Genomic DNA, 24,896 nt, shown 5'->3' with positions numbered 1-24,896 from the left:
ATGGCCCACAATCTCCACAAGACCCTCAAGGAATTCGACAGCGGTTCCGGCAAAGGCAAGTTCTACTCGCTGCCGCAGCTCGGCAAGGAACTGAAGACGAAGATCGAACGCCTGCCGGTGTCGATCCGTATCGTGCTCGAGTCCGTGCTGCGCAACTACGACGGCAAGAAAATCACCGAAGAGCACATCGAGCAGCTCGCGAACTGGAAGCCGACCGCGAAGCGTGTCGACGAGATTCCGTTCGTGGTGTCGCGCGTCGTGCTGCAGGACTTCACGGGCGTGCCGCTGCTTGCCGACATCGCGGCCATGCGCGGCGTCGCCGAGCGTACGGGCAAGAATCCGAAGAAGATCGAACCGCTGGTCCCGGTCGATCTCGTCGTCGATCACTCGGTGCAGATCGACTACTTCCGCCAGAAGGACGCGCTCGACCTGAACATGAAACTGGAATTCCAGCGCAACAACGAGCGCTACCAGTTCATGAAGTGGGGCATGCAGGCATTCGACACGTTCAAGGTCGTGCCGCCGGGCGTCGGCATCGTCCACCAGGTGAACCTCGAATACCTCGCGCGCGGCGTCCACAAGAAGGCGGACGGCGGTGACACCGTGTACTACCCGGATACGCTCGTCGGCACCGACAGCCACACGACGATGATCAACGGCATCGGCGTGGTCGGCTGGGGCGTGGGCGGCATCGAGGCTGAAGCCGGCATGCTCGGCCAGCCGGTGTACTTCCTGACGCCGGACGTGGTCGGCGTCGAGCTGAAGGGCAAGCTGCGCGAAGGCGTGACGGCTACCGACCTCGTGCTGACGATCACCGAAATGCTGCGCAAGGAGAAGGTCGTCGGCAAGTTCGTCGAATTCTTCGGCGAAGGCACGAAGTCGCTGTCGCTGCCGGACCGCGCCACGATCGGCAACATGGCGCCGGAATACGGCGCAACGATGGGCTTCTTCCCGGTCGACGAAAAGACGATCGACTACTTCGAAGGCACGGGCCGCACGAAGGCCGAAATCGCCGCGTTCGAAAACTACTTCAAGGCGCAGAAGCTGTTCGGCATCCCGAAGGCCGGCGACATCGACTACACGAAGACGGTGACGCTCGACCTCGCAACGGTCGCACCGTCGCTGGCCGGCCCAAAGCGCCCGCAGGACCGCATCGAGATCGGCCACGTCAAGTCGACGTTCACCGACCTGTTCTCGAAGCCGGTCGCGGAAAACGGCTTCGCGAAGAAGGCGGACGATCTGGCCACGCAGTACACGACGAGCAACGGCGTCGACGTGAAGAACGGCGACGTGCTGATCGCCGCGATCACTTCGTGCACGAACACGTCGAACCCGAGCGTGCTGCTGGCCGCCGGCCTGCTCGCGAAGAAGGCGGTCGAGGCCGGCCTCACGGTCGATCCGAAGATCAAGACCTCGCTCGCGCCGGGATCGCGCATCGTCACCGAGTACCTGACGAAGACGGGCCTGCTGCCCTACCTGTCGAAACTCGGCTTCGAGGTCGCAGCCTACGGCTGCACGACCTGTATCGGCAACGCGGGCGACCTGACGCCGGAACTGAACGAAGCGATCACGAAGAACGATATCGTCGCGGCAGCCGTGCTGTCGGGCAACCGTAACTTCGAAGCGCGTATCCACCCGAACATCCGCGCGAACTTCCTCGCGTCGCCGCCGCTGGTCGTCGCATACGCGATCGCCGGCAACATCACGCGCGACCTGATGACCGAGCCGGTCGGCAAGGGCAAGGGCGGCCGCGACATCTACCTCGGCGACATCTGGCCGACGAGCGAAGAAATCCACGCGCTGCTCAAGTTCGCGCTCGATCCGAAGAAGTTCGAGGACAACTACTCGAAGCTGACCAAGAAGGGCGACCTCTGGAGCAAGATCGAGGGCGAATCGGGCCAGGTCTACGACTGGCCGAAGTCGACGTACATCGCCGAGCCGCCGTTCTTCGGCAACGACTTCTCGATGGAACCGGCTGCGTCGATCCCGACGGTCAAGGGTGCGCGCGCACTGGGCATCTTCGGTGACTCGGTCACGACCGACCACATCAGCCCGGCAGGCTCGATCAAGGAAGATTCGCCGGCAGGCAAGTGGCTGAAGGAAAACGGCGTGCAGAAGGCCGACTTCAACAGCTACGGCTCGCGCCGCGGCAATCACGACGTGATGATGCGCGGCACGTTCGCGAACGTCCGGATCAAGAACCTGATGATCCCGGCGAAGGCCGACGGCTCGCGCGTCGAAGGCGGCCTGACGATTCATCAGCCGAGCGGCGAACAGCTGTCGATCTACGATGCGGCGATGAAGTACGTCGACGCCGGCACGCCGACCGTCGTGTTCGCGGGCGAAGAGTACGGCACGGGCTCGTCGCGCGACTGGGCGGCGAAGGGCACGCAGCTGCTCGGCGTGAAGGCCGTGATCGCGCGCAGCTTCGAGCGCATCCACCGCTCGAACCTGGTCGGCATGGGCGTGCTGCCGCTGCAGTTCAAGGGCTCGGACAGCGTCCAGTCGCTCGGCATCACCGGCGAAGAAACGTACGACATCGAAGGCCTCGGCGACGACTTCAAGCCGCAGCAGGACGTCACGCTCGTGATCAACCGCAAGAACGGCGACACGCAGCGTGTGCAGGTGCTGCTGCGCATCGATACGCCGATCGAAGTCGACTACTACAAGCACGGCGGTATCCTGCCGTTCGTGCTGCGCTCGCTGCTCGCAGCGTAAGCGCCCTGCTTTTGCAGGTGCCGCAGCCGCCTCGCGGGCGGTTGCGGCCGATTTGGAAGCCCGACCTCGTGTCGGGCTTTTTTTTCGTGCGTGCGTTACGCGATGCCGCCGCGCGTCCGGCGCGTCACGCCGCGTTGTCGGCGCGCGCCTTCGCGCCTGGGCCCGCTCGCCGCGCGTTCTTCTTCAGATGCGTGCGGTTGTATTCGATCGCCGCGCGCACCAGATTCTTCAGCGCCCGCTTGTCGATCCGGTCGCCTTCGAACAGGTCGATCGCACGCCGCGCATTGCCGTCGAGGCCGTCGTTGAACAACCTGGCGGGATCCGGCAGATGCGCGCCATGCATGAACGTCAGCTTCACCTTGCCCTTGTGCGCGTTCGCCACGGCGATCATTCCGTCGCACGACCACACGGGGCTGCCCATCCATTTCCATTCCTCGACGATGCCCGCTTGCGCATCGAGGATCGTCTGGCGCAGGTCGGCGAAGGTCTTGCCGCGCCAGTCGGCAATGCCGGCGATCAGCGCGTCGATACGTTCCGACGGCGTGAGGTCCGTTGTGCTCATGCGCGGGCCTCCGTGCCTTCGTCGGGGCGCGCCAGTACCTGTTCGAGCGAATCGAAGAACCGGACCCAGCCGTGCTGCGCACCGCGGTACGCCTGCTCCTGGTCGGTGCGGAAGCCGACCTGCTCCATCCGCAGGTGCGTGCCGGCCGGCGTCGGCGTGAGCGTCCACGTGACGACGCTTTCGAGGCCGTATGCGGCCCACGTGTAGGACAGCGCGCGGTGCGGCTCGATCGTCAGGACCGTGCAGTCGACCGAGCCCCAGTCCGCACGGAAGCTGAATGCGCGGCCCGCGACAGGCTCGAAGTCGCTCTTCATCAGCCACGCCTCGATCAGATGCGGTTGCGTGAGCGCGCGCCAGATCTTCTCCGGCGGATGCGGCAGTTCCCGTTCGACGACGACGGAGCGCGTTTCGGTAGTGGCCTGGTTCATTACTGATCCATCCTTTTGAGCAGATCTTCGAGGGCGTCGAACCGGTTCTGCCAGAAGCCGGCCATCTGGCTCGTCCAGTCGATCAACGGGGCCAGCGCTTGCGGCTGTGCGCTGTAGTGCGTCTGCCGGCCTTCGTGGCGGTCGCTCACGAGCCCGGCCTGCTTCAGGACGCCGAGATGCTTGGAGACGGCCGGCTGCGAGACGCCCGCATGGGCCGTCAGCGCGGCAACCGTCAGTTCGCCGTCCGCGCACAGCCGCTCGAAGAGCGCGCGGCGCGTGGGGTCGGCAAGCGTCCGGAAAAGCATGTCGTGAGCGTTCTGCATATCCTGATTCATAACCCGTTGGTTATGGGTTGAAGGATATCCGGCGAGCGGCGAGAGTCAAGGAGGAATTTTGTGGATGCCGAGGCGCGCCGCTGCTTCATGCGGCGCGCTTCGCGTCGGAAGCGGGCTGGCCGAAGGTCTCGCGGACCGTCGGATCACGCCGGCTTCGCCCATCCGGATTCGAGTGTTTGCTCTATTTTTTATTCGATCGTCGCGCGCTGATGCCATGCCACACATGACCCGGCATCAAATCCAAGCGCCCATGCGCCGCAGTTGTCGGTAAAAATCGTCATCCAGCAAACGACGCCTCAGAAACGAACCGCCAAGCTGGATCAGGAACAGCACTACGAATCCGGCCAGGCAGGCCCAGAACCATCCTCTGGATGCATTGAGATCATTAAGCGCGACCATGATCAGGATCAGGCAACAACTCCCGCCCACGCTTACCGACAAGCTAAGCCGACGCATATAGCCCGCCTCGACGCGAGGCACCGGTGCGCTCTGCGCTCCGACCAAATGCAGCCGCACCTGTTGAGCGTTCGGCGAAGCAACCAGCTGTGCGCCCTGGCCATGCGCCACCATCTGCGCCGCGAGCGCCTGAAGCAATAGCTCACTCACCGGCCCCGGTTTGCCGATCGCGCGGTCGACATCGTGCACCGGCAGTTCCAGTCCTGCATCCTTGATGGCGCCGAGCGTCGCATGCCGACCCGGGGGCGGCAGATCACTCAGCCACGCGTGCCTGATGCGCACGCGCGGCGTCTGCCCCGATTCCAACAGCGTTTCCAGCGCGTCCACCACGGAATCGGATGGCATCGCAATCGGGCGGAATAAACGCGCCTGAGGCCGGAGTTTTCCGTTGAAGTCCTCGATCACGCGCGGCGAGGTGAGCAACATCGCCACGGCGGCCTCCGACCATGCCGGCTCCGCGCCCTCCGCATGCATTTGACAGGCCAGCAACAGCCGGAAATCGGATTTGCAGCCTTCGTCGAACCACGTCTGGATGTTCGTCTGCGTCGCACCGAACGGCACCCATCCGAACTGCACGAGGTCGGGCAGGTTCAGCCGCTTCCAGACGGCCCGGAGTTCGGCCAGATCCTCCTTGCCGGCCGATTGCAGGATCACATCGACGACTCGACTCCGCGCATGACGCGCAAGGCTGGCCGCGAACGGCGTCAGCAGTTGCTCCAGCACCCATTCGAGCCGCGATACGCCTGCCGAACCGTTCGATGCCGGCAACGCCAGGATCTTGCCGGGATTCATCGGCGCACTGCCCTCCAGGCCCAGCAGACGTTCAGCCAACTCGGGCTCCGGCGTCAACGCAACGCTATCGACGATCACCACGTGAGCTTGCGCCCATCGCCGCCACGTCGCCCGCTCGCTGCGGCACAGGAAATTCCACCAGTCGACCCGCTCGATCCACTCCTCGTAGCTGCAATAGATCACGCCGCACACGGCACCCGACACCAGCAACGGCAACAGCAACGCGCGCACGAAGAAGAGTTCGGATATCACCGGCTTGCCCTGCTCCCACGTGAGTACCGCAATGAGCATGCCCGCGATCTGGATGACGACGATCGCAAGTACGCACCACCAGATCGACGGTGGCTTGCCGTACTGATATTCCCCGACGTTCGGGACCGTCCACGTGCGCTTCATGCGATTTTCATCCCTGTGCTGCTGGCGATCACCTGGCTGCCGCACCGCGTTCGACACATGTGCACCGCCCATTTGCGGCCGCCTTCGCTGTAACCCTCGGCGCACTCGACGATCGGGTTGTCGCCGTGCTCCGGGCACGAGACGACGTCATGCAGCAGCGCCACCTTGCGGCCGTCGAGATTGAATGTCGATGATGCGGTCTTGACGACGCCGCCGTGCGTCGTCGCATCGCCCAGGCATATCGGGTTTTTCATGATGGTGTGCTCCATGCGGGTGGTGAAAGGAGTACCTCACTGGGGTATCAGCGGTGCGTCCGGGTTGGTCGGCTTGATCGATGCATCGCAAGTGATTCGATCCTGGCCGGAAGGGGTGCGAAGCTTTGAAAAGACGCCTGGTCGCTTTGATGCCGCAAAGCTCCCGCGCTTGATACCGGGCGGATAGGGGCCGCTTAAGTCAATGCCTGGAATCATCGGATATTCGACAACGTAAGCGTCACCGTCCGCCGACCTATTTGCGACATAGAGTCGATCTTTTGTTACAAAAACCGAATAGTCCTTCGAGTCCTCAAACGCATTGAAACTGTGATCCATGTAGACCTTCGTGGTAAAGATTTTTCCACCATCTGTCGAATACCAAAATGGCACCACACAACCTTTTTCACCGTTGCCGAAAAATGCTCTCGGTGGATAAGCCAGGGGTAAAACGATATTTATTCCAGTCGGATCGGCGTTAATGATGCGACCCTGGAAATTTTCAAACAGGCCCCGCCCCAAGAACTTTCGAATCCCGGAACGGGTGTCGTTGTAATACGATTCCCCGTGATAACAGTCCCGGTAACGTTCCAGCGTTACAAAGCGGTGTTCGTCAATTCGATAGATGACTTGAGGTGGCGAGTCATACGGCAACTCCTTGAGCGCCGAACTCCTAAAGTTGCTAAGACTGAAAACCGAATGCTTCGGCGCTGGTGCCGCACACCCTTGCATTAGGGCGACCAGTGCGATTATGGCAACGGCGTATCTCACCATCTTGCGGCTCATTGGGGCACCAGCGGTGCATCCGGGTTAGTCGGCTTGATCGACGCGTCGCAAGTGATTCGATCCTGGCCGGAGGGCGTGCGAAGCTTTGAAAAAATTCCGGGCCGCTTTGATGCCGCAAAGCTCCCGCCCTTGACACCAGGCGGATAGGGCCTGCCTAAGTCAATGCCTGGGACCATCGGAGACACAATGACGTAGGCATCGTCGTCTCCCCACTTCTTCGCGACATAGAGTTTGTCTTCGGTTACGAACATCGAATAGTTCTTCGAGTCCTCGAACGAATTGAAGCTATGTTCCATGTAAACCGTCGTGGCAAAGGTTTTCCCGCCATTTGTCGAATACCAAAATGGCACTACACAACCTTTTTCACCGTTTCCGCAAAATGCTCTCGGTGGGTAAGCCAGGGGCAAAACGATATTCATTCCAGTCGGATCGGCGTTAATGATACGGCCCTGGAAATTTTCAAAATGCCCGCGTCCTAAATACTTTCTGATACCGGCACGGGTATCGTTGTAGTACGATTCCCCGTGGTAACAGTCTCGATAACGTTCCAACGTCACAAAGCGGTAGTCGTCAATCCGGTAGATGACTTGGGGCGGCGAGTCATACGGCAACTCCTTGAGCGTCGAACTCCAAAAATCTGCGAGTCTGAAAACCGGGCGCCCTGGGGGCTGCGCCGTGCACCCCTGCACGAGAGTGACCAGCGCGATTATGGCTGTGGCGCATCTCATCACGCTCCCCCTTTCCATTGCTGTTGCCTGAGTTGTTCGGCTTCGGCCTTACTTTGTTCGTCGGCGACCGTGCCCCAATCGATATAGGATGGCTTGACGATGCTTTGTGGGACACCGAGCTCAAAGTAAGCGTCATAGCCCAGCGTCCAATCGGCAAATTTGATCAGGCGGCTCCAGAACGCCGGCCTCTCATACGCATCACAGAAACCAATCGGCAGGTCGTAGGCGGCCACCCGACGCATAAACGCCTGATGCTTGGGCAGCGTGCTGTGATTGGTCGGTTCGGCGAGATAGGCATCGAGTCGTTCCAGCATTTCGTCCTGAGTCTCAGGCCGAGTCTCGCGACGGGAACTGTAAATGTCCTCAGTCGTCACGCTGCGCTCCGGCCGATAAATCGAGCGCATAAAGCGATAGTCGGAGTCAGCGTAGCTCCCCGTGTTGGGATCATTCGGATCGGGGACCCACTTGCCCATGGGAGGCGCATCGGCGCGGGAGTCCTCAAAGACGTCCATTTCTTCGGCCGTGACCGGCTGCGGCACCTCTTCAGCATTGATCGTCACGGTTTTGTCGGGATGGGGTACCGACCACAGCGTCAGGAGGGGCGTAAAAATAGCCCGGTTACCGTTCCAGAAATCGGTCGACTTCGCTCCGGATACAAGCTTGTCTTCGGGAGTCGGCGGAAGCGTGCCGAACTTCTTCACGCCCGGCGCGTCGCCCACCGGAGTACCGCGCGCCAGCATGCGCTGCTTGACGGTACCGCCCAGTTCGGCGAGCAATTTGTCATCCAGGCCCTGCCAGCCGATGCTTTGCAGCGGCGTGGCGCCCATCACGCGATCGTGCGGCGTGAAGTAAACGTACAGTCGGCCATGATTGTCACGCTCATGCACGCCGGACTTGCGCCGGTTGTCGGGCCGCCAGAAATCCATGTCCTCGGACGCGCCGCACTGAAGCTGATTCAATTCCGTCTCGGTGAAAACGTGCTTGTCCCGCTTGATCCGGTTTGCGATGTTCCGGAAAGTGTTGATACGCGCCTCCGGAGTGGGGCGTTCCACACCACAGGTCAGGGCGTCCGTGATCTTGTCATCGAGGGCATACGGCGAGTTCATCACGAACACGGCATCGGGCGCGCGTGTCTTGCATAAGGCGGTCGCCGCGAGCGCAATCATCGTCCCTTGGCTATGCGACATCACAGTCACCGTATCGCGTGGACACTCGTCGCGAATCCGGTCGATCAGGTCGGCTAGCCGTTGGGCTGCATGAGCGTAGTATGTGCGCGGCGGAGAATCCTGCAGTTGGCGATCGGCCTCCGTGTTCAATGACTCCATATCGAACCTGAGCACGTAACGTTTGAATCCCTCGTCGCTCCACAATTGCGGCAGGTTGTTGGTGCCGTTCTGGAAAGGGCCACCTCCCCAATACCACGGACCTTTTTCGTTCGTGCACAGGGGCGCCCACGCGTCGAAGCCGCGCGAGTTGCGCATCGGGATGCGCCAGTTGCGCTCGGTCCCGGGGGCCGCGCTGTACCCCCAATAGAAGCGGATCACGGGGGAATTCCCGGTCGCGTCGGGATCGAGTTGGCGAGGAATGGGCCTCTTCGTATCAGGATCAACCGCGATGTAATTGTTAGCTTTCAGCTTCGCGCCTTCAGGCCGCTTTAACCGGTCATTCAACCCATCGCACAACGCCTGTTCCGCCGCGTCATACCACTCCCCCGTGGAATTAACGCCATGCACAAAGATGATGACGCCTGGCATGTGCGGCGGAATGCGGCATTCTGCGCGCACCTGAAAACTGCTCGGAGTGTGATATGACTCCCAATACGGTTGCCCTAGATGATCGCGCTGCATCGGCACGATGCGCGTTGCAATGTCGTGCCGATAGGGTCTCGGCGTACCAGCATCGTCGTCCGTGTCGTCCGGTTGGTTGGAGTGATCCGTCATGAATCAGCCTTCCTTATTGTTCTGAAGCAGCAACTTGAGCCCCCGTGCAACATCCTGCCGGCTCAACGAGGTCTCCCCCTTGTCGTTGGTTATGCCCTCGATAATCTGTCCGCCGGCGAGCTGAATCTTGTACGGTCGGTTTGCAACCGGTCGGCCGGTGATGTCGTCGCTGAGAATGAACCGCTCGTCGTTCGCGATATCGGTCTGGTTGAACTTCGGCAGCGGCAGCGACAGCGCACCCGGTCCTTCCTTCTGGATTTCGATGATCTTGAGGATCAGGCAGCCGGCCCCGCCAATCTCGACGTTATCGCCCTGCACCTTGACGTAGGCCGTACCGCCGCCGCCGAGCACAACCCCGTTCGCGGCATTGACGGTCGTGGTGCCGTCGGCACTGGTGATCCGCATGTCCTTCTGCGCCACCAGTTCCATCGCGTCGGACTGCGCCTGGATCCGAACCTTGCCGCGTGCGGCGTAGAGCTTGATGCCGAACTTGTGCGCAAACAGCGACAGCACCTCGCCCGCCGCGATCGCGACGTTCCGGAGCGCATTCACGTTGAACCGCGACGACGTGCCGATACTCACGTCCTTGCCTGCCGACACCATCACCCGATCCGGCGTCGCCAGGCCAATGCCGTTCGGTGCGGACAGTGCGATCACGGCCGCTTTCAAGCTCGCCAGTTCGTCTTTCAGCCACACGTTTTCCGCCTTCAGGTCCGCGATCTCCGCCTGCGCCACCGCTGCGGCGTCGGTCAACCCCTGGGCCTGCGCCTGCGTCAGCGCAAACTGGTTCGTCGCCGGCCGCATGTCGGTCGTCTGCCCGGTCGCCTTCTCCTGCCTGTCCGACGACACCAGCAGACCGCCACCCGCGCGCACATGCCCCCGATCGTCGGTGCGCAGTTCGAAACCCTCGCCGCGCAGTTGCTGGTCGCGGTCCACCGTATAGCCGAGATTGAGCTGCGACTTGCCATGCTCGGTCGCGACCTTGATGTGTTCGCGACCCTGCCGGTCATCCATCTCCAACGTGTTGTTCGAGCGCGTGCGGATCGTGTTGCGCGTGCCCCAAGGCACGCCCGCGACGATCGGATCCGTGTGCTGAGCGGTGTGCAGCACGTGGCTGATGAACGGCAAATCCACGCAGCCCCACAGAAAGCTCACGCCGACCACCGTGCCCTCGACGAGCCCGAAGTGAAAGCCGGTCTGGTTCGGCCCCGCGAACGGCTTCGCCAGCCTCATCGGGCAGCTCTGCAGACCCGGGGCTCGCGTGTCGCGATCCAGATGGAGATCGACGATGTATTCGCCCTCGCTGTCCAGATACGGGTCTTTCCAGCCGCCGGACGACGCGATCGTCCCGGTGATGACCCCGTCGATCCTGGGCCACGTCGCTTCCATCAACGGCATTCGATACTGGCGATCGGATGGAATCGCATCGAACTTGACGTGATAGGCCTTCTTCCGGCTCGCGCCGCACGTCACCCGCACCACGACCAGCCCGTGCTTCGCATCGGGCAATTGCCGGTTCGACAGTTTCAGCACCGAGCCGGGCGTGAGGTCCAGCATGTCGCACTCGCCGCGATATTCGACTTGCCCGGCCAGCGCAGCCTCGCGGCGCAACTGCGCCTCTTCCTTCGCCTCGTCCTCGCTCCGGCCCGGCGTTCCCCATGTATACGCTTCACCATACGTGCCGCGATCGTCGCGGATCGGGCTGACCGCCTCGATCGGCGCCGATTCCGCCGCTTCGGTGTTGAATGTGCGCACCGCATAGGCCGCGGGCATGGTCTTCGCGCACATTTCCAGTGCGCTGACCGACTCGATGCCCCCGGTTTCCAGACCACCATGTGGCCGGTATGCAACCGTCAGGTGCTCGGGATCGCGGCGGTAGTGCGCATAGTCGTCGCCGAAGCACACCCGCTCGCAGCGCTCCCCTTCCTCGCAGACGAACCAGATGCCCGAGCGGCGGCACAGTCGCGTGATGAACGCCAGATCGTCCTCGCCCCACTGCATCACGAAGCTGCGCTTTCGATAGGATCGGTACAGCTTGAATTCGAAGCGCGCGAAAATCTTGTTGAACTCGTGTTCCCGCAGGATCTGCTCGATGATCTCGGGAATGCTCATGTCGAGGAAGAACCGGCACTTCGGTGCATTGCGCAACAGCGCCAGCCGCGATTCCAGCACGATCTCGTATAGCGATTGATCGCGGTTCGTGGCCTTGAGCGCGAAGCCGGTCACCACACCTTGCACGCGACGTGCACTTTCCGGTTGGCTCCATCGGTCGCGCGGCGGCGGCTGGATCACGAACGCGCCGATTCGGTTCAGGAATTCGCTGCGTGACAAATCATGGCGGGGATGGGTGAACCGGATCGTGTACTTCGTCGGCTCGCCGATCCCGCGCTCGCCATCGAACTCGTAGATGTCCGCAAGCGCGGCAGCGGGCGCCCCCTTGATATCCAGACTATAGAACTGATGGATGTCGACGCCCGCGCGCGCAGTCGCGTCGGACATGGCCAAGTTCGCGGTCAATTAATTCTCCGAAAACGTTTGCGGAATATTCGGCGCGACTTTAACTGGATGAAAGATAAATCTGCTATAGGACGAATCTGAAATTAGCAATGAGCGGGATTAAAGCCGGATCCACTAGTGAATCCTGGTCGAGTGGAAGCAGACTCCGTTTTTCCCGAATGCCGATTCGCTCGATTTGCACCACGCGGCCGATGCATGGGCTCTAACCGCGCGACATGTGCGGTGCGTCCGGAGACCATGGGCGCGTGTACCGAAAACTGTCGCAGGCCGGAATCCGATAGCGTGTTCTGCGTGCGGCGAAACAGCGCAATCGAAACGCCCGGAATCGAACACATCTTCCGAAAAGCCGGAATGCCGGCTTATGACCGAACATTCGATACGGAAACCTACCGTTCTGCACGCAGCGAAATGCATACCAGGGCTATCCAATCCAGTTTCGGCGACAGCGGCGTTCAGGCGTCGGCGATCGCTGCAGCAAGTCATTGGGCATATCCCCGGACAAGATCGACCATTCGACGTCGCTTTCGCTTCGAGAAGCGCTCCAAACTGCGCCGGCTTCATGTTTCCGGATTCGAGCGTTTGCTCTAATTCACGGCGGCGTTCTCGCAATCGAAAGCGGTCTGCAAGACTGCGCGGCAAGCTGTTCCACACTTCGGGAAACGCCGGCGGTCGGCCAGCCCCATTGTCGTGCATCAGCGATGCCGTCACGGCCGCCTCGCCTCGTTTGATCACATAGTGCGACACCGCGTGCGGCGGTGAACGATCGAGAATCATGCGCATACGAGATCGTCCACGCCGCCATTGCGCACGTTTCGGCGCTCCGGCGAACAACTCGTGCGCACGAGCGCGGCGCGTCGTCGCGCCATCGTGTCGCGAACCGGTTCCGTCGCCAATACGGAGCAGTTGCCGCCTGCACCGCGCGCTACACACCCGGTCGCACGCCGATGTCAGAACTGACAGCTATGGAAACTGGCAGCTACCTGAACGGCAGCGACGCCCTACGCTCGTCACCGCTCGCGATCCCACAAGGATCGAGGGCTCCAGCAACGTCGTCTCTCCTAAAAAGGACTCCCGATGAAAAGGAACGCCTGGTTTGCCCTGCCCCTGCCGTCGCCCCGCCGCCTTGCGTGCGTGGCACCGCTCGTGTTCGCCGCCGCTGCGGCGCATGCGGCGACGGACTGGGTCGACACCCATACGAAGGCCTTTCTGACCGGCCCGCAGTTGATGGCGCGCAGCGCGGCGCCGTCGCTCGAACTCGCGGCCGGCGAAACGACTGACGTCGTCGTCAGCCTGAAGCTGCGCAATGCCGCGCAGCTCAAGCAACTGTCGCGCGACGTGAACCGGCCGGGCAGCCCGCATTACCGCCAGTACCTCACGCACGAACAGTTCCTCGCCAACTACGCGCCGACCGACGCGCAAGTGAAGTCGGTCGTCGACTATCTGCGCAAGAGCGGTTTCGTCAACATCGAGGTCGCGCCGAACCGGCTGCTGGTATCCGCACGCGGCACGGCCGGCACCGTGAAGACCGCATTCAACACGTCGCTCGTGCACTTCGAATACGCAGGCCACTCGGGCTTCGCGAACACGTCGACTGCGCAGGTGCCGCGCGCGCTCGGCGACGTCGTCGGCTCGGTGCTCGGGCTGCAGAGCGTCGCACACGCTCGGCCGCTGCTGCGCATCGGCAACGTGTCGAAGCCGCAGGCGCTCGCGGCCGGCACGGCGACCGGCCACTATCCGAAGGAATTCCCGGCCCTGTACAATGCAACCGGCGTGCCGACCGCGGCCGGGGTCACCGTCGGCATCATCACGATCGGCGGCGTATCGCAGACGCTGACGGACCTGAAGCAGTTCACGTCGAGCAACGGCTACGGCACGGTCTCGACGCAAACCATCAAGACCAACGGCTCGGGCGGCAACTACACCGACGACCAGGACGGCCAGGGCGAGTGGGATCTCGACAGCCAGTCGATCGTCGGCTCGGCCGGCGGCCAGGTCGGCAAGCTCGTGTTCTACATGGCGGATCTCAACGCGAGCGGCAACACGGGCCTCACGCAGGCGTTCAACCGCGCGGTGTCGGACAACACCGCGAAAGTGATCAACGTGTCGCTTGGCTGGTGCGAGACCGACGCGAGCGCGGACGGCACGCTCGACGCCGAGGAACAGATCTTCACGACCGCCGCGGCGCAAGGCCAGACGTTCTCGGTTTCGTCGGGCGACGAAGGCGTGTACGAGTGCAACAACCGCGGCTATCCGGACGGCTCGAACTACACGGTGTCGTGGCCGGCTTCGTCGCCGCACGTGCTCGCGATCGGCGGCACGACGCTCTACACGACGTCGTCGGGCGCGTTCTCGAATGAAACGGTGTGGAACGAAGGGCTCGACGGCAACGGCAAGCTGTGGGCGACGGGCGGCGGCGTCAGCACGATCCTGCCGGCCCCGTCGTGGCAGTCGGGCAGCAACCGCCAGTTGCCGGACGTCGCGTTCGACGCCGCGCAAAGCACCGGCGCGTACATCTACAACTACGGCCAGTTGCAGCAGATCGGCGGCACGAGCCTCGCCGCGCCGATCTTCACGGGCCTCTGGGCGCGTCTGCTCGCAGCGAACGGCACGGGCCTCGGCTTCCCGGCCGGCAAGTTCTACGCCGACATTCCGTCGAACCCGTCGCTGGTACGCTACGACGTGGTGTCGGGGAACAACGGCTATCAGGGGTATGGCTACAACGCAGGCACCGGCTGGGATTACACGACCGGCTTCGGCAGCCTGAACATCGCGAACCTCAACCAGCTGATCAAGTCGGGCGGGTTCTAAGCGAAGCGTGAAGGCCGGCGCGCGATGGTGGTTCGTTGCGCGCCGGTTCGTGACTATCCCGCGATCGTTGTGTCCGGCCGTCAGCCTGCGCCGCAACCGCGCACAACCCTACTCCGCCGCCCGCTCGCTCACGCGCTCCGATGCGGCCGGCACGCCGGCCCGATGCGACGGCGCAAACAGCCGCAACCCGCTCGCGACGCTCGCGGCCCCGGCGAAACCCGCACCGAGCATCAACGCGAGCGTCGGCCCGTGGCGCCCCGCGATCCCGAACGACAGTGCGACGAGCGCCGCGCCCGTCGCCTGCCCGATCAGCCGCGCGGTCGCGATGATCCCGCTCGCGCCGCCGCTGCGCTCGGGCGGCGCGCTCGACATCAGCGCCTTCAGGTTCGGCGACTGGAAGAAGCCGAATCCCGCTCCGCACAGCATCATCCGCCAGCCGATGTCGAATACGTTCGGCGACACCGGCAGCGCGGCGAGCGACACCATGCCCGCGCTCAGCAACGCAAGCCCGATCGCGCCGAGCAGGCCGGGCGGGTATCGATCCGACAAGCGCCCCGCGATCGGCGCGGCGAGCGCGACGATCGCCGACCACGGCGTCATCAGGAACCCCGTCTCGACCGCGTTGCGATGCAGGACCGTTTCGAAATAGAACGGCAGCGACACGAACGCGAGCCCCTGCGCGGCGAACGCGCACACGGCGGTCAGCGCGGACAGTGTGAACACGGGCCGGCGAAACAGGTCGACCGGCAGCATCGGCGCCGGGTGCCCGGCCTGGCGGCGGATCAGCAGCCAACCGAATGTGAGCGCCACCGCGGCCGCCGCGAACACGACGGAAAGCGGCCCGCGCTGCGCGAATTCGCCGAGCGCGAAGATCAGCGACGCGAACGTGATCACGTTGAACAATGCGGCGACCGGATCGAACGCATGCTTGCCGCGCGCCGTCTGCGGTAGCGACGGAATCGCCACGGCCAGTGCGAACACGCCGAGCGGCACGTTCACGGCGAACAGCCACGGCCATGCGGCGACCGACAGGATCAGCGACGCGATGGTCGGCCCCACCGCGAACGACACCCCGACCACGAGTGCGTTGAAGCCGACACCGCGCCCGAGCCGGTGCGCGGGGAACAGGCCGCGGATCAGCGCGACGTTGACGCTCATGATCGCACTCGCACCGAAGCCCTGCACGATCCGCGCGGCCGTCAGCATCGGCAACGTCGACGCGAGCGAACAGCCGAGCGACGCGAGCGTGAACACCGCGAGCCCGGCGATATACACGCGCTTGTGGCCGACGATGTCGCCGAGCGATGCGAACGGCAGCAGCGTCGCGACCATCGCGAGCTGGTACGCATTGATGATCCACACGGACGCGGCCGGCGACGCATGCAGGTCGGCGGCGATCGCAGGCAGCGCGGTGTTCGCGATCGCTGTGTCGAGCGTCGCAAGCGCGACGGCCAGGAGCACGGCGGACATCGCGCGCCAGTTGACGGCCGGCTCATGCGCGCCGGCGGGGGAAGCGAATTCGGACAAGATGAGGCTCGGCTGACGAGCAACGCGTTGCGCCGCGTCGCGGATTGGACTCGCGGCGGCGTTCCGGTCGCACCGCACGGAACGCGCACCGCCTCGCCCCGTATTGTTGCAGAGCCGCATCGAACGTGCAGGCGGGCGCCTCGTCGGTCAGGAAAATGAAAGCGAATGCGGTGCCGCGCAGGGTGTGCGGCAGGCAGGCTCGCTGCGTCAGGTCACCGCGCGCCGCGCATTGCGGCCGCGCAGCCATTCGAGCGCAAGCAGCAGGCTCGTCGAGAAGATGATCAGGATCGTCGCGAGCGCGGCGATCGTCGGGCTGATGTTCTCGCGGATCCCCGTGAACATCTGGCGCGGCAGCGTCGTCTGGTCCGCGCCCGCGAGGAACAGCGTGACGACCACTTCGTCGAACGACGTCGCGAACGCGAACAGCGCGCCCGACATCACGCCCGGCGCGATCACCGGCAGCGTCACGCGGAAGAACGTCGACACCGGATTCGCTCCGAGCGACAGGCTCGCGCGCACGAGGTTCTGGTTGAAGCCCTGCAGTGTCGCGGCAACCGTCGTCACGACGAACGGCACGCCGAGTGCCGCGTGCGCGGCGATCAGCCCCGTGTAGGTGTTCGCGAGCCCCAGCGGCGCGAAGAACAGGTACATGCCGACGCCGACCACGACGACCGGCACGATCATCGGCGACAGCAGCACGGCCATCAGCAGCCCCTTGCCGCGAAAGTCGGCCTTCGTGAGACCGATCGCGGCGAGCGTGCCGAGCACCGTCGCGACGACGGTCGCCGACGGTGCGACGATGAAGCTGTTCTTCGCGGCCATCCGCCACTCGTCCGATGCAATCAGGTTCTCGTACCAGCGCATCGAGAAGCCCGGAATCGGATAGACGAGGAACGTGCTCGACGAAAACGACAGCGGCACGATCGCGAGCACCGGCAGGATCAGGTACAGCAGTGTCAGCACGACGAGCACGCGCAGCGCGACGTACCACGCGCGCTCGACGAACGACATGTGCGGCGCGAACAGCGGCCTGGCGAGTTTCATGGTCCGAATCCCCTTCCCGTTTCGTAGTGCGCGGCGCTCAACCGAGGCTCACGTTGGTGCGCGTGAAGCGCCCGTACACCGCGTACAGCACGAGCGTCGCCGCGAGCAGCAACCCGCCGAGCGCGCACGCCATGCCCCAGTTGATCGTCACGTTCGTGAAGTACGCGACGTAGTAGCTGACCATCTGGTCGTTCGGCCCGCCGAGCAGCGCGGGCGTGATGTAGTAGCCGATCGCGAGAATGAACACGAGCAGTGCGCCCGCGCCGACGCCCGGATAGGTCTGCGGCACGTACACGCGCCAGAACGCGGCGAACGGATGGCTGCCGAGCGACACGGCCGCGCGCTGGTAGGTCGGCGGGATCGACTTCATCACGCTGTAGAGCGGTAGGATCATGAACGGCAGCAGGATGTGCGTCATCGAGATGTACACGCCGACGCGGTTGAACAGCAGCGTCAGCGGATGCGAGATCAGCCCGCTGCCGACCAGCGCGGTGTTGATGAGCCCTTCGCTCTGCAGCAGCACGATCCACGCGGCGACGCGCACGAGCACCGACGTCCAGAACGGAATCAGCACGAGGATCATCACGAGGTTCGAGCGACGCTCCGACAGCGTCGAGATCCAGTACGCGAGCGGATAGCCGAGCAGCAGCGCGAACAGCGTGACGGCGACGCCGATCACGAACGTGCGGCCGAAGATCGCGAGATAGATCGACTGGTCGGGATCGGCCTGCACGATGTGGCCGAAGCCGTCCTGCTTGTGGTCGAGCGCGGCGAGCAGGTAGAACGGCGACACCTGGCTGCCGTTCTTCGCGATCGACTGCCAGTAAGCGACGTCGCCCCAGCGCGCATCGAGTTCGACGATTTTTTCGCGCGTCTGCGCGGGTGTCAGTGCCGCGTCGTTGTCGCCCTTCAGCGGCATCGCGCGCGCCGTCTTCGCGACGAGCGAGCGATAACCGGGAATCTCGGTGTTCAGGCGCCGCGCGAGCGCCCCCATCGCCTCGCTGTCCGCCACCTTCGTCATGTCGGCCGCAAGCGCGACATACGCGGCGTCGGCCGGCGGCGCCTTGCGGTCCCAGCCCGACAGCGCGGCGACCGTCTTGGGCAGCGCGGTCGCGATCTCCGGGTTCTGCACCGCGCGCGTAAGCAGCGTGCCGATCGGCACGACGAAAATCAGCAGCAGGAAAATTGCGAGCGGCGCGACCAGCAGCAGTGCCATCGTGCGCTTGCGGGCCTCGGCGGCCTTCAGCTCGCGCTTGAGCGCGGCGTTCGACGGCGAGGAAGGCGCGATCGTCATCGTATTCAACGGTTCTCTCCGGCCGGGCACGTTCCGGCGGAATGCCGCGCGACACGATCGACGCGTCGCGCGGCCGGTTGCATCAGGACACCTGGACGGCGGTTACTTCGTCGCCCACGCGGCGAAGCGCTGCTCGAGCTCGTCGCTGTGGTCGGTCCAGAAGCCGATGTCCTCCAGCACCGCGTTCTTGCCGTTGGCCGGCGAGTTCGGCAGGTTCGCGAGCGTCTTCGCGTCGAGCGACTTGATCGCCGCGATGTTCGTGGGGCCGTACGCGATGTGCTGCGCATACGCCTGCTGCGGCTTCGGCGTCAGCGAGTACGCGATGTACTGCTCGGCCAGCACCTTGTTCGGCGAGCCCTTCGGAATCGCCCAGTAGTCGAGGTCGTAGATGCTGCCGTTCCACACGACCTTCAGGTTCTTGCCTTCCTTCTGCGCGGCGTCGATGCGGCCGTTGTACGCGGTCGACATCACGACGTCGCCGGCGACGAGGAACTGCGGCGGCTGTGCGCCCGCTTCCCACCACTGGATGTTCGGCTTCAGCTCGTCGAGCTTCTTGAACGCGCGGTCCTGGCCGGCCTTCGTGCCGAGCACCTTGTAGACGTCCTTCGGTGCGACGCCGTCGGCCATCAGCGCGAATTCGAGGTTATAGCGCGCGCCCTTGCGCATGCCGCGCTTGCCGGGGAATTTCTTCACGTTCCAGAAATCGGCCCAGCCGGTCGGTGCCGACTTCAGCTTGTCCGCGTTGTACGACAGTGCCGTCGACCACACGAAGAAGCCGACGCCGCAAACCTGCGGCGATTCCGGAATCAGGTCGGACTTCTTGGCGATCTTCGACCAGTCGAGCTTCTCGTACAGCCCTTCGTCACAGCCGCGGTTCAGGTCGCCCGACTCGACTTCGACCACGTCCCAGTTGACGTGCTTCGCCTCGACCATCGCCTTCACTTTCGCCTGCTCGCCGTTGTATTCGACGGCCGTGACCTTGTTGCCGGTTGCCTTCTCGAACGGCTGGTTGAACGCGGCCTTCTGCGCGTCGCCGTTCGCGCCGCCGAAATTGACGACCGTGAGTTCGGCAGCCGATGCCGATGCGCCGACGACGGCGAGCGCCAGTGCCAGCGCGGTGCGCCGTGCGGTAATGCGTGCTCGGTTCATGATGGTTCCTCTCCTCTCGTGGTGGAAGTGGGCAGTTGTTGTTGACGACGTGCTGCGGGAAATCGGGGAAATCCTGCTCAAGCGAACACGCGCAGGTGTTCGGGCGCAAACGCGAGCGCGACCGGTGCGCCGGGCGAGAACGCATCGAGCGCGCCGGTGCCGAGCGGCACCTTCACGAAACATTCGTCCTGGCCGGGCAGCGCGCAGCGCATGCGCACGTGGTCGCCGAAATAGATGAGACTGCGCGCCTCGCCGCTCAACTGGTTGGTGGCCGAGCCGTTCGCGTGCCCGTTCGCGCCGTGCGCGGCGAGGCTCATGCGTTCGGGTCGGATGCACGCGACGGCCGGCGCACCCTCGGCCGCATCGCCGATGCGGCGGCCGACGAGCTTCGTGCCGTCGTCGAGCCGGAATTCGCAGAATTCGCCGTCGACGCGCGCGATGGTGCCGCGCAGCCGGTTGCTGTCGCCGATGAAGTTCGCGACAAATTCATTGCATGGCGATTCGTACAGGCGGTCGACGGTGTCGAGCTGCTGCACGATGCCCTTGTCGAACACGGCGACACGATCGGACATCGTCAACGCCTCGCCCTGGTCGTGCGTCACGTACACGAAGGTCACGCCGAGCTTTTCGTGCAGCGCCTTCAGTTCGTACTGCATGTGTTCGCGCAGTTGCTTGTCGAGCGCGCCGAGCGGCTCGTCCATCAGCACCAGCTTCGGCTCGAACACGAGCGCGCGCGCCAGCGCGATGCGCTGCTGCTGGCCGCCCGACAGCTGCGCCGGATAGCGTTTCGCGAAGCGCTCCATCTGCACCATCTTCAGCGCATGCGCGACGCGTTCCGCGCGCTCGGCCGCCGGAAGCTTGCGCACGGTCAGCGGATACGCGACGTTCTGCTCGACCGTCAGGTGCGGAAACAGCGCGTAGTTCTGGAACACCATGCCGATGTTGCGCTTGTGCGGCGGCACGGTGTTCAGCAGCTCGCCGTCGAGGCGGATCTCGCCGCCGGTCGGGAATTCGAAGCCGGCCAGCATCATCAGGCAGGTGGTCTTGCCGGAGCCCGACGGCCCGAGCAGCGTCAGGAATTCCCCGCGGCGGATATCGAGGTCGAGCGATTTGACGACCAGCGTCTCGCCGTCGTAGGTCTTCCGCACGCCGCGAAAGCTGACGATCACATCATCGGACTTCATCGTGGCTGTCCCCTTGCTTCGCGACAATTGATTTTGAGATGCGAGCCACTATACGGCGCGCACGGTTCTACAATAGGGAACCATTTCAATATTCCGCATGGGACCACTTTGGACACCGTGATCGTCGCCGACTGGCTCTCCGGCCGCCTAGACCGTAGCTCACCCGAGCCGATGTACCGGCAGTTGCTGCAGTTGATGCAGCAGGCCATCCTGACCGGGGAATTGGGGCCAGGCACCAAGCTGCCGAGTTCACGCACGCTCGCGGCCGACCTGTCGATCGCGCGCAATACCGTGCTGCACGTGTACGACCAGCTGACGGCCGAAGGCTACGTGCTGACGACCACCGGCAGCGGCACCTATGTGGCCGACACGCGGCCGGACGCCGCGGCGATCCACGTGCCGGGCGCCGCGCCGCCGCCGTCGTGCGCCGATGAACCGCCGCTGCCGGACGCGCAGGGCGGCCTGTCGATGCGCGGCCGGCAACTGATCGAGCACGCGGGCGTGTCGCGGCGCCAGTGGGGCGCGTTCATGCCGGGCGTGCCGGACGTGTCGGAATTCCCGAGCCGGACGTGGAGCCGCCTGCAGGCGCGGCTGTGGAAGGAAGCGAACCCCGAGCTGCTGACCTACGCGCCGGGCGGCGGCTACCGGCCGTTGCGGCGCGCGCTCGCCGATTACCTGCGCGTCGCGCGCTCAGTCAAATGCTCGCCGGACCAACTCATCATCACGACGGGCATCCACCAGTCGATCGACCTCGCGGTGCGGCTGCTGTCCGACATCGGCGATCGCGCATGGGTCGAGGAGCCGTGCTACTGGGGCGTGCGCAGCGTATTGCAGGCGGCAGGTCTCACGCTGACGCCGGTGCCGGTCGACCAGGAAGGGCTCGACCCGCGTGCCAGCGACATGCAGCATCCGCCGCGGCTCGTGCTCGTCACGCCGTCGCATCAGTACCCGCTCGGCATGGTGATGAGCCTCGCACGACGCCGGATGCTGCTCGAATACGCGCGCCGGCACCGCTGCTGGATCATCGAGGACGACTACGACAGCGAGTTCCGCTACGGCAGCCGCCCGCTCGCATCGCTGCAGGGGCTCGACGACGGCGGCCGCGTGATCTACGTCGGCAGCCTCGGCAAGATGCTGTTCCCGGGGCTGCGGATGGGCTACATGGTCGTGCCCGAGCATCTGGTCGACACGTTCCGCACCGGGTTATCGGAGCTGTATCGCGAGGGCCAGCTGATGCAGCAGGCCGTGCTCGCCGAATTCATCATGGACGGCCACCTGACTTCGCACGTCAGGCGCATGCGCACGCTGTACGGCGAGCGCCGGCAACTGATGATCGACGCGATCCGCGCGCGCTTCGGCGATGCGCTGCCCGTGATGGGCGACGAGGCCGGCCTGCATCTCGTGCTCGGCCTGCCCGACGCCTGCGACGATCGCGCGGTCACGCAGAGCGCGTTCGATGCCGGCGTGATCGTGCGCCCGCTCACCAGCTACTACAGCAGCCTCGACACCGCGCGGCGCGGCCTGCTGCTCGGCTATGCGTGCGTCGCGCACGAAGGCATCGGGCCCGCGTTCGACACGCTCGCGAATACCATCGAGCAACACCTGCCGCAGGACCTCACGCGCGCGGCATAGCGGCGCTCATTCGCCGCGCCGCCCGCGCCTGCCGCATTAGCGCGCGACGCCCGCCCCGCGATCGAGCGATGCCGCGCGCACGGCTTCGCCGGGCTTCGTGAACATGCGCTGCCGCAGCGCGGCGATCTGCGCGTCGCGATCCTGCGGAGACAGACCCGCCGACTCGATCTGCGCACGTTGCGCGGCATAGTCCGCGTAGCGGCTCTGCCACGATGCGTCGTCCTGCTGCATCTGCGCGACGCGTGCGGCGGCTTCCGGGCCGAGCGTCTGGGTCAGTTGCGCGCGCATCGCGTCGGGCGCCGCCCCACTCTTCTGCATTTGCGCGATCTGGTCGATCGCCGCACGCTGCCGGTCGATGCGCTGCTGCGCGGCGCGTTCGTCGGCCGGCATCTGCTGTTCGAGCGCCGCGAGCCGCTCGGCCTTCTGCGCATCCGTCAGCGTGGAATCCTGCGTGATCTTCAGCCGCGCGAGGTCGTAGCGCTGCCGCCACTGCTCCGCCCCGAAGAACGGCTGGGCCCACTCGCCGAGCGTGCGGTAGGCGATCGACGCGCGCTGGTCGAGCGCGAGCTGCAGCGCGCCCAGGTCGGATTTGTCGACTGCGCCGGCATCGCGCAGCTTCGCAAGTGCGTCGCGATACGCGCGATAGCGGTGCCATACGTCGAGCGCCTCGGCCTGCGCAACCGTGCCGTCGAGTTGCGCGGCGATCTCGCGCACGACGAACGCATCGAGCGCGGCCGCGCTCAGGTCGCTCTGCGCGGTCAGGCAGTAGTCGAAGAAATCGCGCACCGCGCGCGACTTCGCGAGATGGCCGCCGGCATCGAGCGGCAACCGGGGCGCGCTGGAACCGGCGAGTGACGGCGGCAGACCCGCGCTTGCCGGCACGGCGGCCTGCGGCGGCGCGGCAGCCAGTCCGCCTGCCGCCGGCGCATCCGGCGCATCCGGCGCATCGCCGGCAGCGCCCGTCCCGCGATGCCAGCCCGCGCCGCTCCACATCGCCACGCCGGCAATCGCCGCCAGCCCCACGGCACCATAGACCATGGCGCGCCGCGCCAGCGGCGCGCGTCCCTCACGTGCCGTCATCGATTACACGCCCGCCAGCTTCAGCCGGTTCGCATGCGTGCGGATCACCGCGACCGGATCTTCCGCATACGCGCCGCGCACGCCGAGCAGCTGGTTGATCTCGTCGAGGTGGTTCCACTTGTAGCTCGTGCTCAGCACCTTGCCGTACAGCGCACTGCACTTCGACACGAGCCCGTCGTTTTGCCCGGAGCCGCGGTTGATCATCACCGTGCCCGTGCCTAACAGCGCGAGCGTCGACGCGTCGAGCGCGTTCGCCGGATCGACGACAGGAAGGACGCTCGTGTCGGTCGCTCCCGTGACGCCCAGCAGCGAAAGCGTCGGCTGGATCGCCGTGCCGGCCCACGAGTACAGCAGATGCGTGTTGCCGCCGACGGTTTCCGTCGGCGCGCCGGTCTGGCAACTGCCCGGCGCACCCAGGCCCGCACTGGGGTAGTTCTGGTTGTACGTGGCGGCCCGTGCGGTGGTCAGCGTCTGCAGCGCGGCGAGCGCGTCCTGGTTCGTGTTGTGGCTGCTGCTCGTCAGGATGCCGAACACATTGACGAACGCGGCGATCACCGATGATGAAAGCCCGGTCGGATCGTACGCAAGCACGTTCTGCACGAAGTCGGCGAACTCGGAGCCGCGATGCGGCGTGCCGATCGTCGTCACCGATGCGACGAGATCGGGTGCGACGGCCGCGACGTAGCGCGATGTGAGGCCGCCCTGGCTGTGGCCAACGAGATTGACCTTGGTTGCGCCCGTCGCCGCGAGCACCGTCTTCACGTAAGCGAGCAACTGTTCGCCGCGCCCGTTCGGGCCGTCGTCGCTCTGGAATCCAGACAAGTTCGCGACGTAGACGGTCGCGCCGTTCTGTTGCAGGTCTTCCTGGATGCCATACCAATAATCGAGCACGCCGGCGTACTTGTCGGTACCCGAGAGCCCGTGCACGAGGATGATCGGATAACGCGTGGCCGCGTAGCCGTCGGCGGGCGCGGTCGCCGCCATTGCCGCGTGCGTCGTCGCGAGCGTCATCACTGCGGTCGTCCCCGCGAACGGCGCGATGCTCATCGCGCATGCCACTGCCCCTGCCACCACCCTGGAACGCATCGTATTGGCCATGCATGTTCTCCTGATTATTGTGCTGCCGGTGCGAATGAAGCCGGATCGACACGCACTATGCGTCGCAAACGTCGCGACCACCGTGTGCATCGAATGCGGGAGTGAATCACGAGTCGCCAACGTTTGCGCCCTGACTAGACACGGTTCTCTAATCGGTTGACGCGCCCCGCC

Annotated in this window: 19 protein-coding genes; 3 read left to right on the top strand and 16 right to left on the bottom strand. The window is 64.7% G+C overall.

The genetic code is table 11. The features are described 5' to 3' along the window. Entirely contained in the window at window positions 1-2,718 is a 2,718-nt protein-coding gene (acnA, locus tag HWX39_RS10655; protein WP_175967793.1) for an aconitate hydratase AcnA, read from the top strand. A gap of 124 nt (window positions 2,719-2,842) precedes the next feature. On the opposite strand, the gene HWX39_RS10650 is transcribed toward acnA, so the two are convergent. The 9 genes from HWX39_RS10650 to vgrG all read right to left on the bottom strand — a co-directional run bounded on the left by HWX39_RS10650 (window position 2,843) and on the right by vgrG (window position 11,891). Then, on the bottom strand, window positions 2,843-3,280 hold the full coding sequence (locus HWX39_RS10650) for a DUF1801 domain-containing protein (protein WP_175967791.1): 438 nt from the start codon (window positions 3,278-3,280) through the stop codon (window positions 2,843-2,845). Next, window positions 3,277-3,708, bottom strand: coding sequence for an SRPBCC domain-containing protein (locus HWX39_RS10645; RefSeq protein WP_175967781.1), 432 nt, complete (start codon window positions 3,706-3,708; stop codon window positions 3,277-3,279). Before HWX39_RS10645 ends, HWX39_RS10650 begins: the two co-directional genes overlap by 4 nt. Beyond that, on the bottom strand, window positions 3,708-4,031 hold the full coding sequence (locus tag HWX39_RS10640; RefSeq protein ID WP_041493622.1) for a metalloregulator ArsR/SmtB family transcription factor: 324 nt from the start codon (window positions 4,029-4,031) through the stop codon (window positions 3,708-3,710). Before HWX39_RS10640 ends, HWX39_RS10645 begins: the two co-directional genes overlap by 1 nt. Window positions 4,032-4,277: 246 nt before the next feature. Next, the gene (locus HWX39_RS10635) at window positions 4,278-5,687 is read right to left on the bottom strand and encodes a hypothetical protein (RefSeq protein ID WP_175967779.1); all 1,410 of its coding nucleotides are present in this window, start codon (window positions 5,685-5,687) and stop codon (window positions 4,278-4,280) included. After that, window positions 5,684-5,956: a PAAR domain-containing protein gene (locus tag HWX39_RS10630; protein ID WP_244134964.1), complete on the bottom strand. Its 273-nt coding sequence runs from the start codon at window positions 5,954-5,956 to the stop codon at window positions 5,684-5,686. The genes HWX39_RS10635 and HWX39_RS10630 overlap by 4 nt, the downstream gene beginning before the upstream one ends. Before the next feature lie 21 nt (window positions 5,957-5,977). Then, window positions 5,978-6,724, bottom strand: coding sequence for a hypothetical protein (locus HWX39_RS10625; protein ID WP_175967777.1), 747 nt, complete (start codon window positions 6,722-6,724; stop codon window positions 5,978-5,980). Then, a complete protein-coding gene (locus HWX39_RS10620; RefSeq protein WP_244134963.1) occupies window positions 6,721-7,470 on the bottom strand; it encodes a hypothetical protein in 750 nt (249 codons plus the stop codon). Before HWX39_RS10620 ends, HWX39_RS10625 begins: the two co-directional genes overlap by 4 nt. Next, window positions 7,452-9,392 carry a DUF3274 domain-containing protein gene (locus HWX39_RS10615; protein ID WP_175967775.1) on the bottom strand — a complete coding sequence of 647 codons (1,941 nt, stop codon included), beginning with the start codon at window positions 9,390-9,392 and terminating at the stop codon, window positions 7,452-7,454. The genes HWX39_RS10620 and HWX39_RS10615 overlap by 19 nt, the downstream gene beginning before the upstream one ends. A gap of 3 nt (window positions 9,393-9,395) precedes the next feature. Beyond that, window positions 9,396-11,891 carry a type VI secretion system Vgr family protein gene (vgrG, locus tag HWX39_RS10610; RefSeq protein WP_244134962.1) on the bottom strand — a complete coding sequence of 832 codons (2,496 nt, stop codon included), beginning with the start codon at window positions 11,889-11,891 and terminating at the stop codon, window positions 9,396-9,398. A gap of 1,092 nt (window positions 11,892-12,983) precedes the next feature. On the opposite strand from vgrG, the gene HWX39_RS10600 reads away from it, so the two are divergent. Next, a complete protein-coding gene (locus HWX39_RS10600) occupies window positions 12,984-14,717 on the top strand; it encodes a S53 family peptidase (RefSeq protein ID WP_175967768.1) in 1,734 nt (577 codons plus the stop codon). A 108-nt stretch (window positions 14,718-14,825) separates the two neighbouring features. On the opposite strand, the gene HWX39_RS10595 is transcribed toward HWX39_RS10600, so the two are convergent. The 5 genes from HWX39_RS10595 to HWX39_RS10575 form a co-directional block, all read right to left on the bottom strand. Continuing rightward, the gene (locus tag HWX39_RS10595) at window positions 14,826-16,244 is read right to left on the bottom strand and encodes an MFS transporter (RefSeq protein WP_175967766.1); all 1,419 of its coding nucleotides are present in this window, start codon (window positions 16,242-16,244) and stop codon (window positions 14,826-14,828) included. Window positions 16,245-16,451: 207 nt separating this feature from the next. Continuing rightward, window positions 16,452-17,288 carry an ABC transporter permease gene (locus HWX39_RS10590; RefSeq protein WP_047901362.1) on the bottom strand — a complete coding sequence of 279 codons (837 nt, stop codon included), beginning with the start codon at window positions 17,286-17,288 and terminating at the stop codon, window positions 16,452-16,454. A 37-nt stretch (window positions 17,289-17,325) separates the two neighbouring features. Then, window positions 17,326-18,582: an ABC transporter permease gene (locus tag HWX39_RS10585; RefSeq protein WP_175968507.1), complete on the bottom strand. Its 1,257-nt coding sequence runs from the start codon at window positions 18,580-18,582 to the stop codon at window positions 17,326-17,328. A 102-nt stretch (window positions 18,583-18,684) separates the two neighbouring features. Further along, complete coding sequence (locus HWX39_RS10580) at window positions 18,685-19,731, bottom strand: ABC transporter substrate-binding protein (RefSeq protein WP_175967764.1); 1,047 nt, start codon at window positions 19,729-19,731, stop codon at window positions 18,685-18,687. A 77-nt stretch (window positions 19,732-19,808) separates the two neighbouring features. Beyond that, complete coding sequence (locus HWX39_RS10575) at window positions 19,809-20,915, bottom strand: ABC transporter ATP-binding protein (RefSeq protein ID WP_175967762.1); 1,107 nt, start codon at window positions 20,913-20,915, stop codon at window positions 19,809-19,811. Between the two features lie 108 nt (window positions 20,916-21,023). Between HWX39_RS10575 and HWX39_RS10570 the strand changes: the two genes are divergently transcribed. After that, window positions 21,024-22,547, top strand: coding sequence for a PLP-dependent aminotransferase family protein (locus tag HWX39_RS10570; RefSeq protein ID WP_175967759.1), 1,524 nt, complete (start codon window positions 21,024-21,026; stop codon window positions 22,545-22,547). Between the two features lie 36 nt (window positions 22,548-22,583). Here the strand turns inward: HWX39_RS10570 and HWX39_RS10565 are convergent, their stop codons facing one another. Together HWX39_RS10565 and HWX39_RS10560 are read right to left on the bottom strand one after the other, a co-directional pair. Further along, complete coding sequence (locus HWX39_RS10565; protein WP_175967757.1) at window positions 22,584-23,627, bottom strand: lipase secretion chaperone; 1,044 nt, start codon at window positions 23,625-23,627, stop codon at window positions 22,584-22,586. A gap of 3 nt (window positions 23,628-23,630) precedes the next feature. Next, the gene (locus HWX39_RS10560) at window positions 23,631-24,725 is read right to left on the bottom strand and encodes a triacylglycerol lipase (protein WP_175967755.1); all 1,095 of its coding nucleotides are present in this window, start codon (window positions 24,723-24,725) and stop codon (window positions 23,631-23,633) included. Between the last annotated feature and the right edge of the window lie 171 nt (window positions 24,726-24,896).

Source organism: Burkholderia sp. BCC0322 (assembly GCF_902833045.1).
In the GTDB taxonomy this organism is placed as follows: Bacteria; Pseudomonadota; Gammaproteobacteria; order Burkholderiales; family Burkholderiaceae; genus Burkholderia.
The sequence above is the reverse complement of the archived record's forward strand: the minus strand, read 5'-3'. Positions and strand labels throughout refer to the sequence as shown.

Coding starts and splice junctions, on each gene's coding strand:
- acnA (WP_175967793.1), top strand. CDS start 1: ATGGCCCACAATCTCCACAAGACCCTCAAGGAATTCGACAGCGGTTCC.
- HWX39_RS10650 (WP_175967791.1), bottom strand. CDS start 3,280: ATGAGCACAACGGACCTCACGCCGTCGGAACGTATCGACGCGCTGATC.
- HWX39_RS10645 (WP_175967781.1), bottom strand. CDS start 3,708: ATGAACCAGGCCACTACCGAAACGCGCTCCGTCGTCGTCGAACGGGAA.
- HWX39_RS10640 (WP_041493622.1), bottom strand. CDS start 4,031: ATGCAGAACGCTCACGACATGCTTTTCCGGACGCTTGCCGACCCCACG.
- HWX39_RS10635 (WP_175967779.1), bottom strand. CDS start 5,687: ATGAAGCGCACGTGGACGGTCCCGAACGTCGGGGAATATCAGTACGGC.
- HWX39_RS10630 (WP_244134964.1), bottom strand. CDS start 5,956: ATGGAGCACACCATCATGAAAAACCCGATATGCCTGGGCGATGCGACG.
- HWX39_RS10625 (WP_175967777.1), bottom strand. CDS start 6,724: ATGAGCCGCAAGATGGTGAGATACGCCGTTGCCATAATCGCACTGGTC.
- HWX39_RS10620 (WP_244134963.1), bottom strand. CDS start 7,470: ATGGAAAGGGGGAGCGTGATGAGATGCGCCACAGCCATAATCGCGCTG.
- HWX39_RS10615 (WP_175967775.1), bottom strand. CDS start 9,392: ATGACGGATCACTCCAACCAACCGGACGACACGGACGACGATGCTGGT.
- vgrG (WP_244134962.1), bottom strand. CDS start 11,891: ATGTCCGACGCGACTGCGCGCGCGGGCGTCGACATCCATCAGTTCTAT.
- HWX39_RS10600 (WP_175967768.1), top strand. CDS start 12,984: ATGAAAAGGAACGCCTGGTTTGCCCTGCCCCTGCCGTCGCCCCGCCGC.
- HWX39_RS10590 (WP_047901362.1), bottom strand. CDS start 17,288: ATGAAACTCGCCAGGCCGCTGTTCGCGCCGCACATGTCGTTCGTCGAG.
- HWX39_RS10585 (WP_175968507.1), bottom strand. CDS start 18,582: ATGACGATCGCGCCTTCCTCGCCGTCGAACGCCGCGCTCAAGCGCGAG.
- HWX39_RS10580 (WP_175967764.1), bottom strand. CDS start 19,731: ATGAACCGAGCACGCATTACCGCACGGCGCACCGCGCTGGCACTGGCG.
- HWX39_RS10575 (WP_175967762.1), bottom strand. CDS start 20,915: ATGAAGTCCGATGATGTGATCGTCAGCTTTCGCGGCGTGCGGAAGACC.
- HWX39_RS10565 (WP_175967757.1), bottom strand. CDS start 23,627: ATGACGGCACGTGAGGGACGCGCGCCGCTGGCGCGGCGCGCCATGGTC.
- HWX39_RS10560 (WP_175967755.1), bottom strand. CDS start 24,725: ATGGCCAATACGATGCGTTCCAGGGTGGTGGCAGGGGCAGTGGCATGC.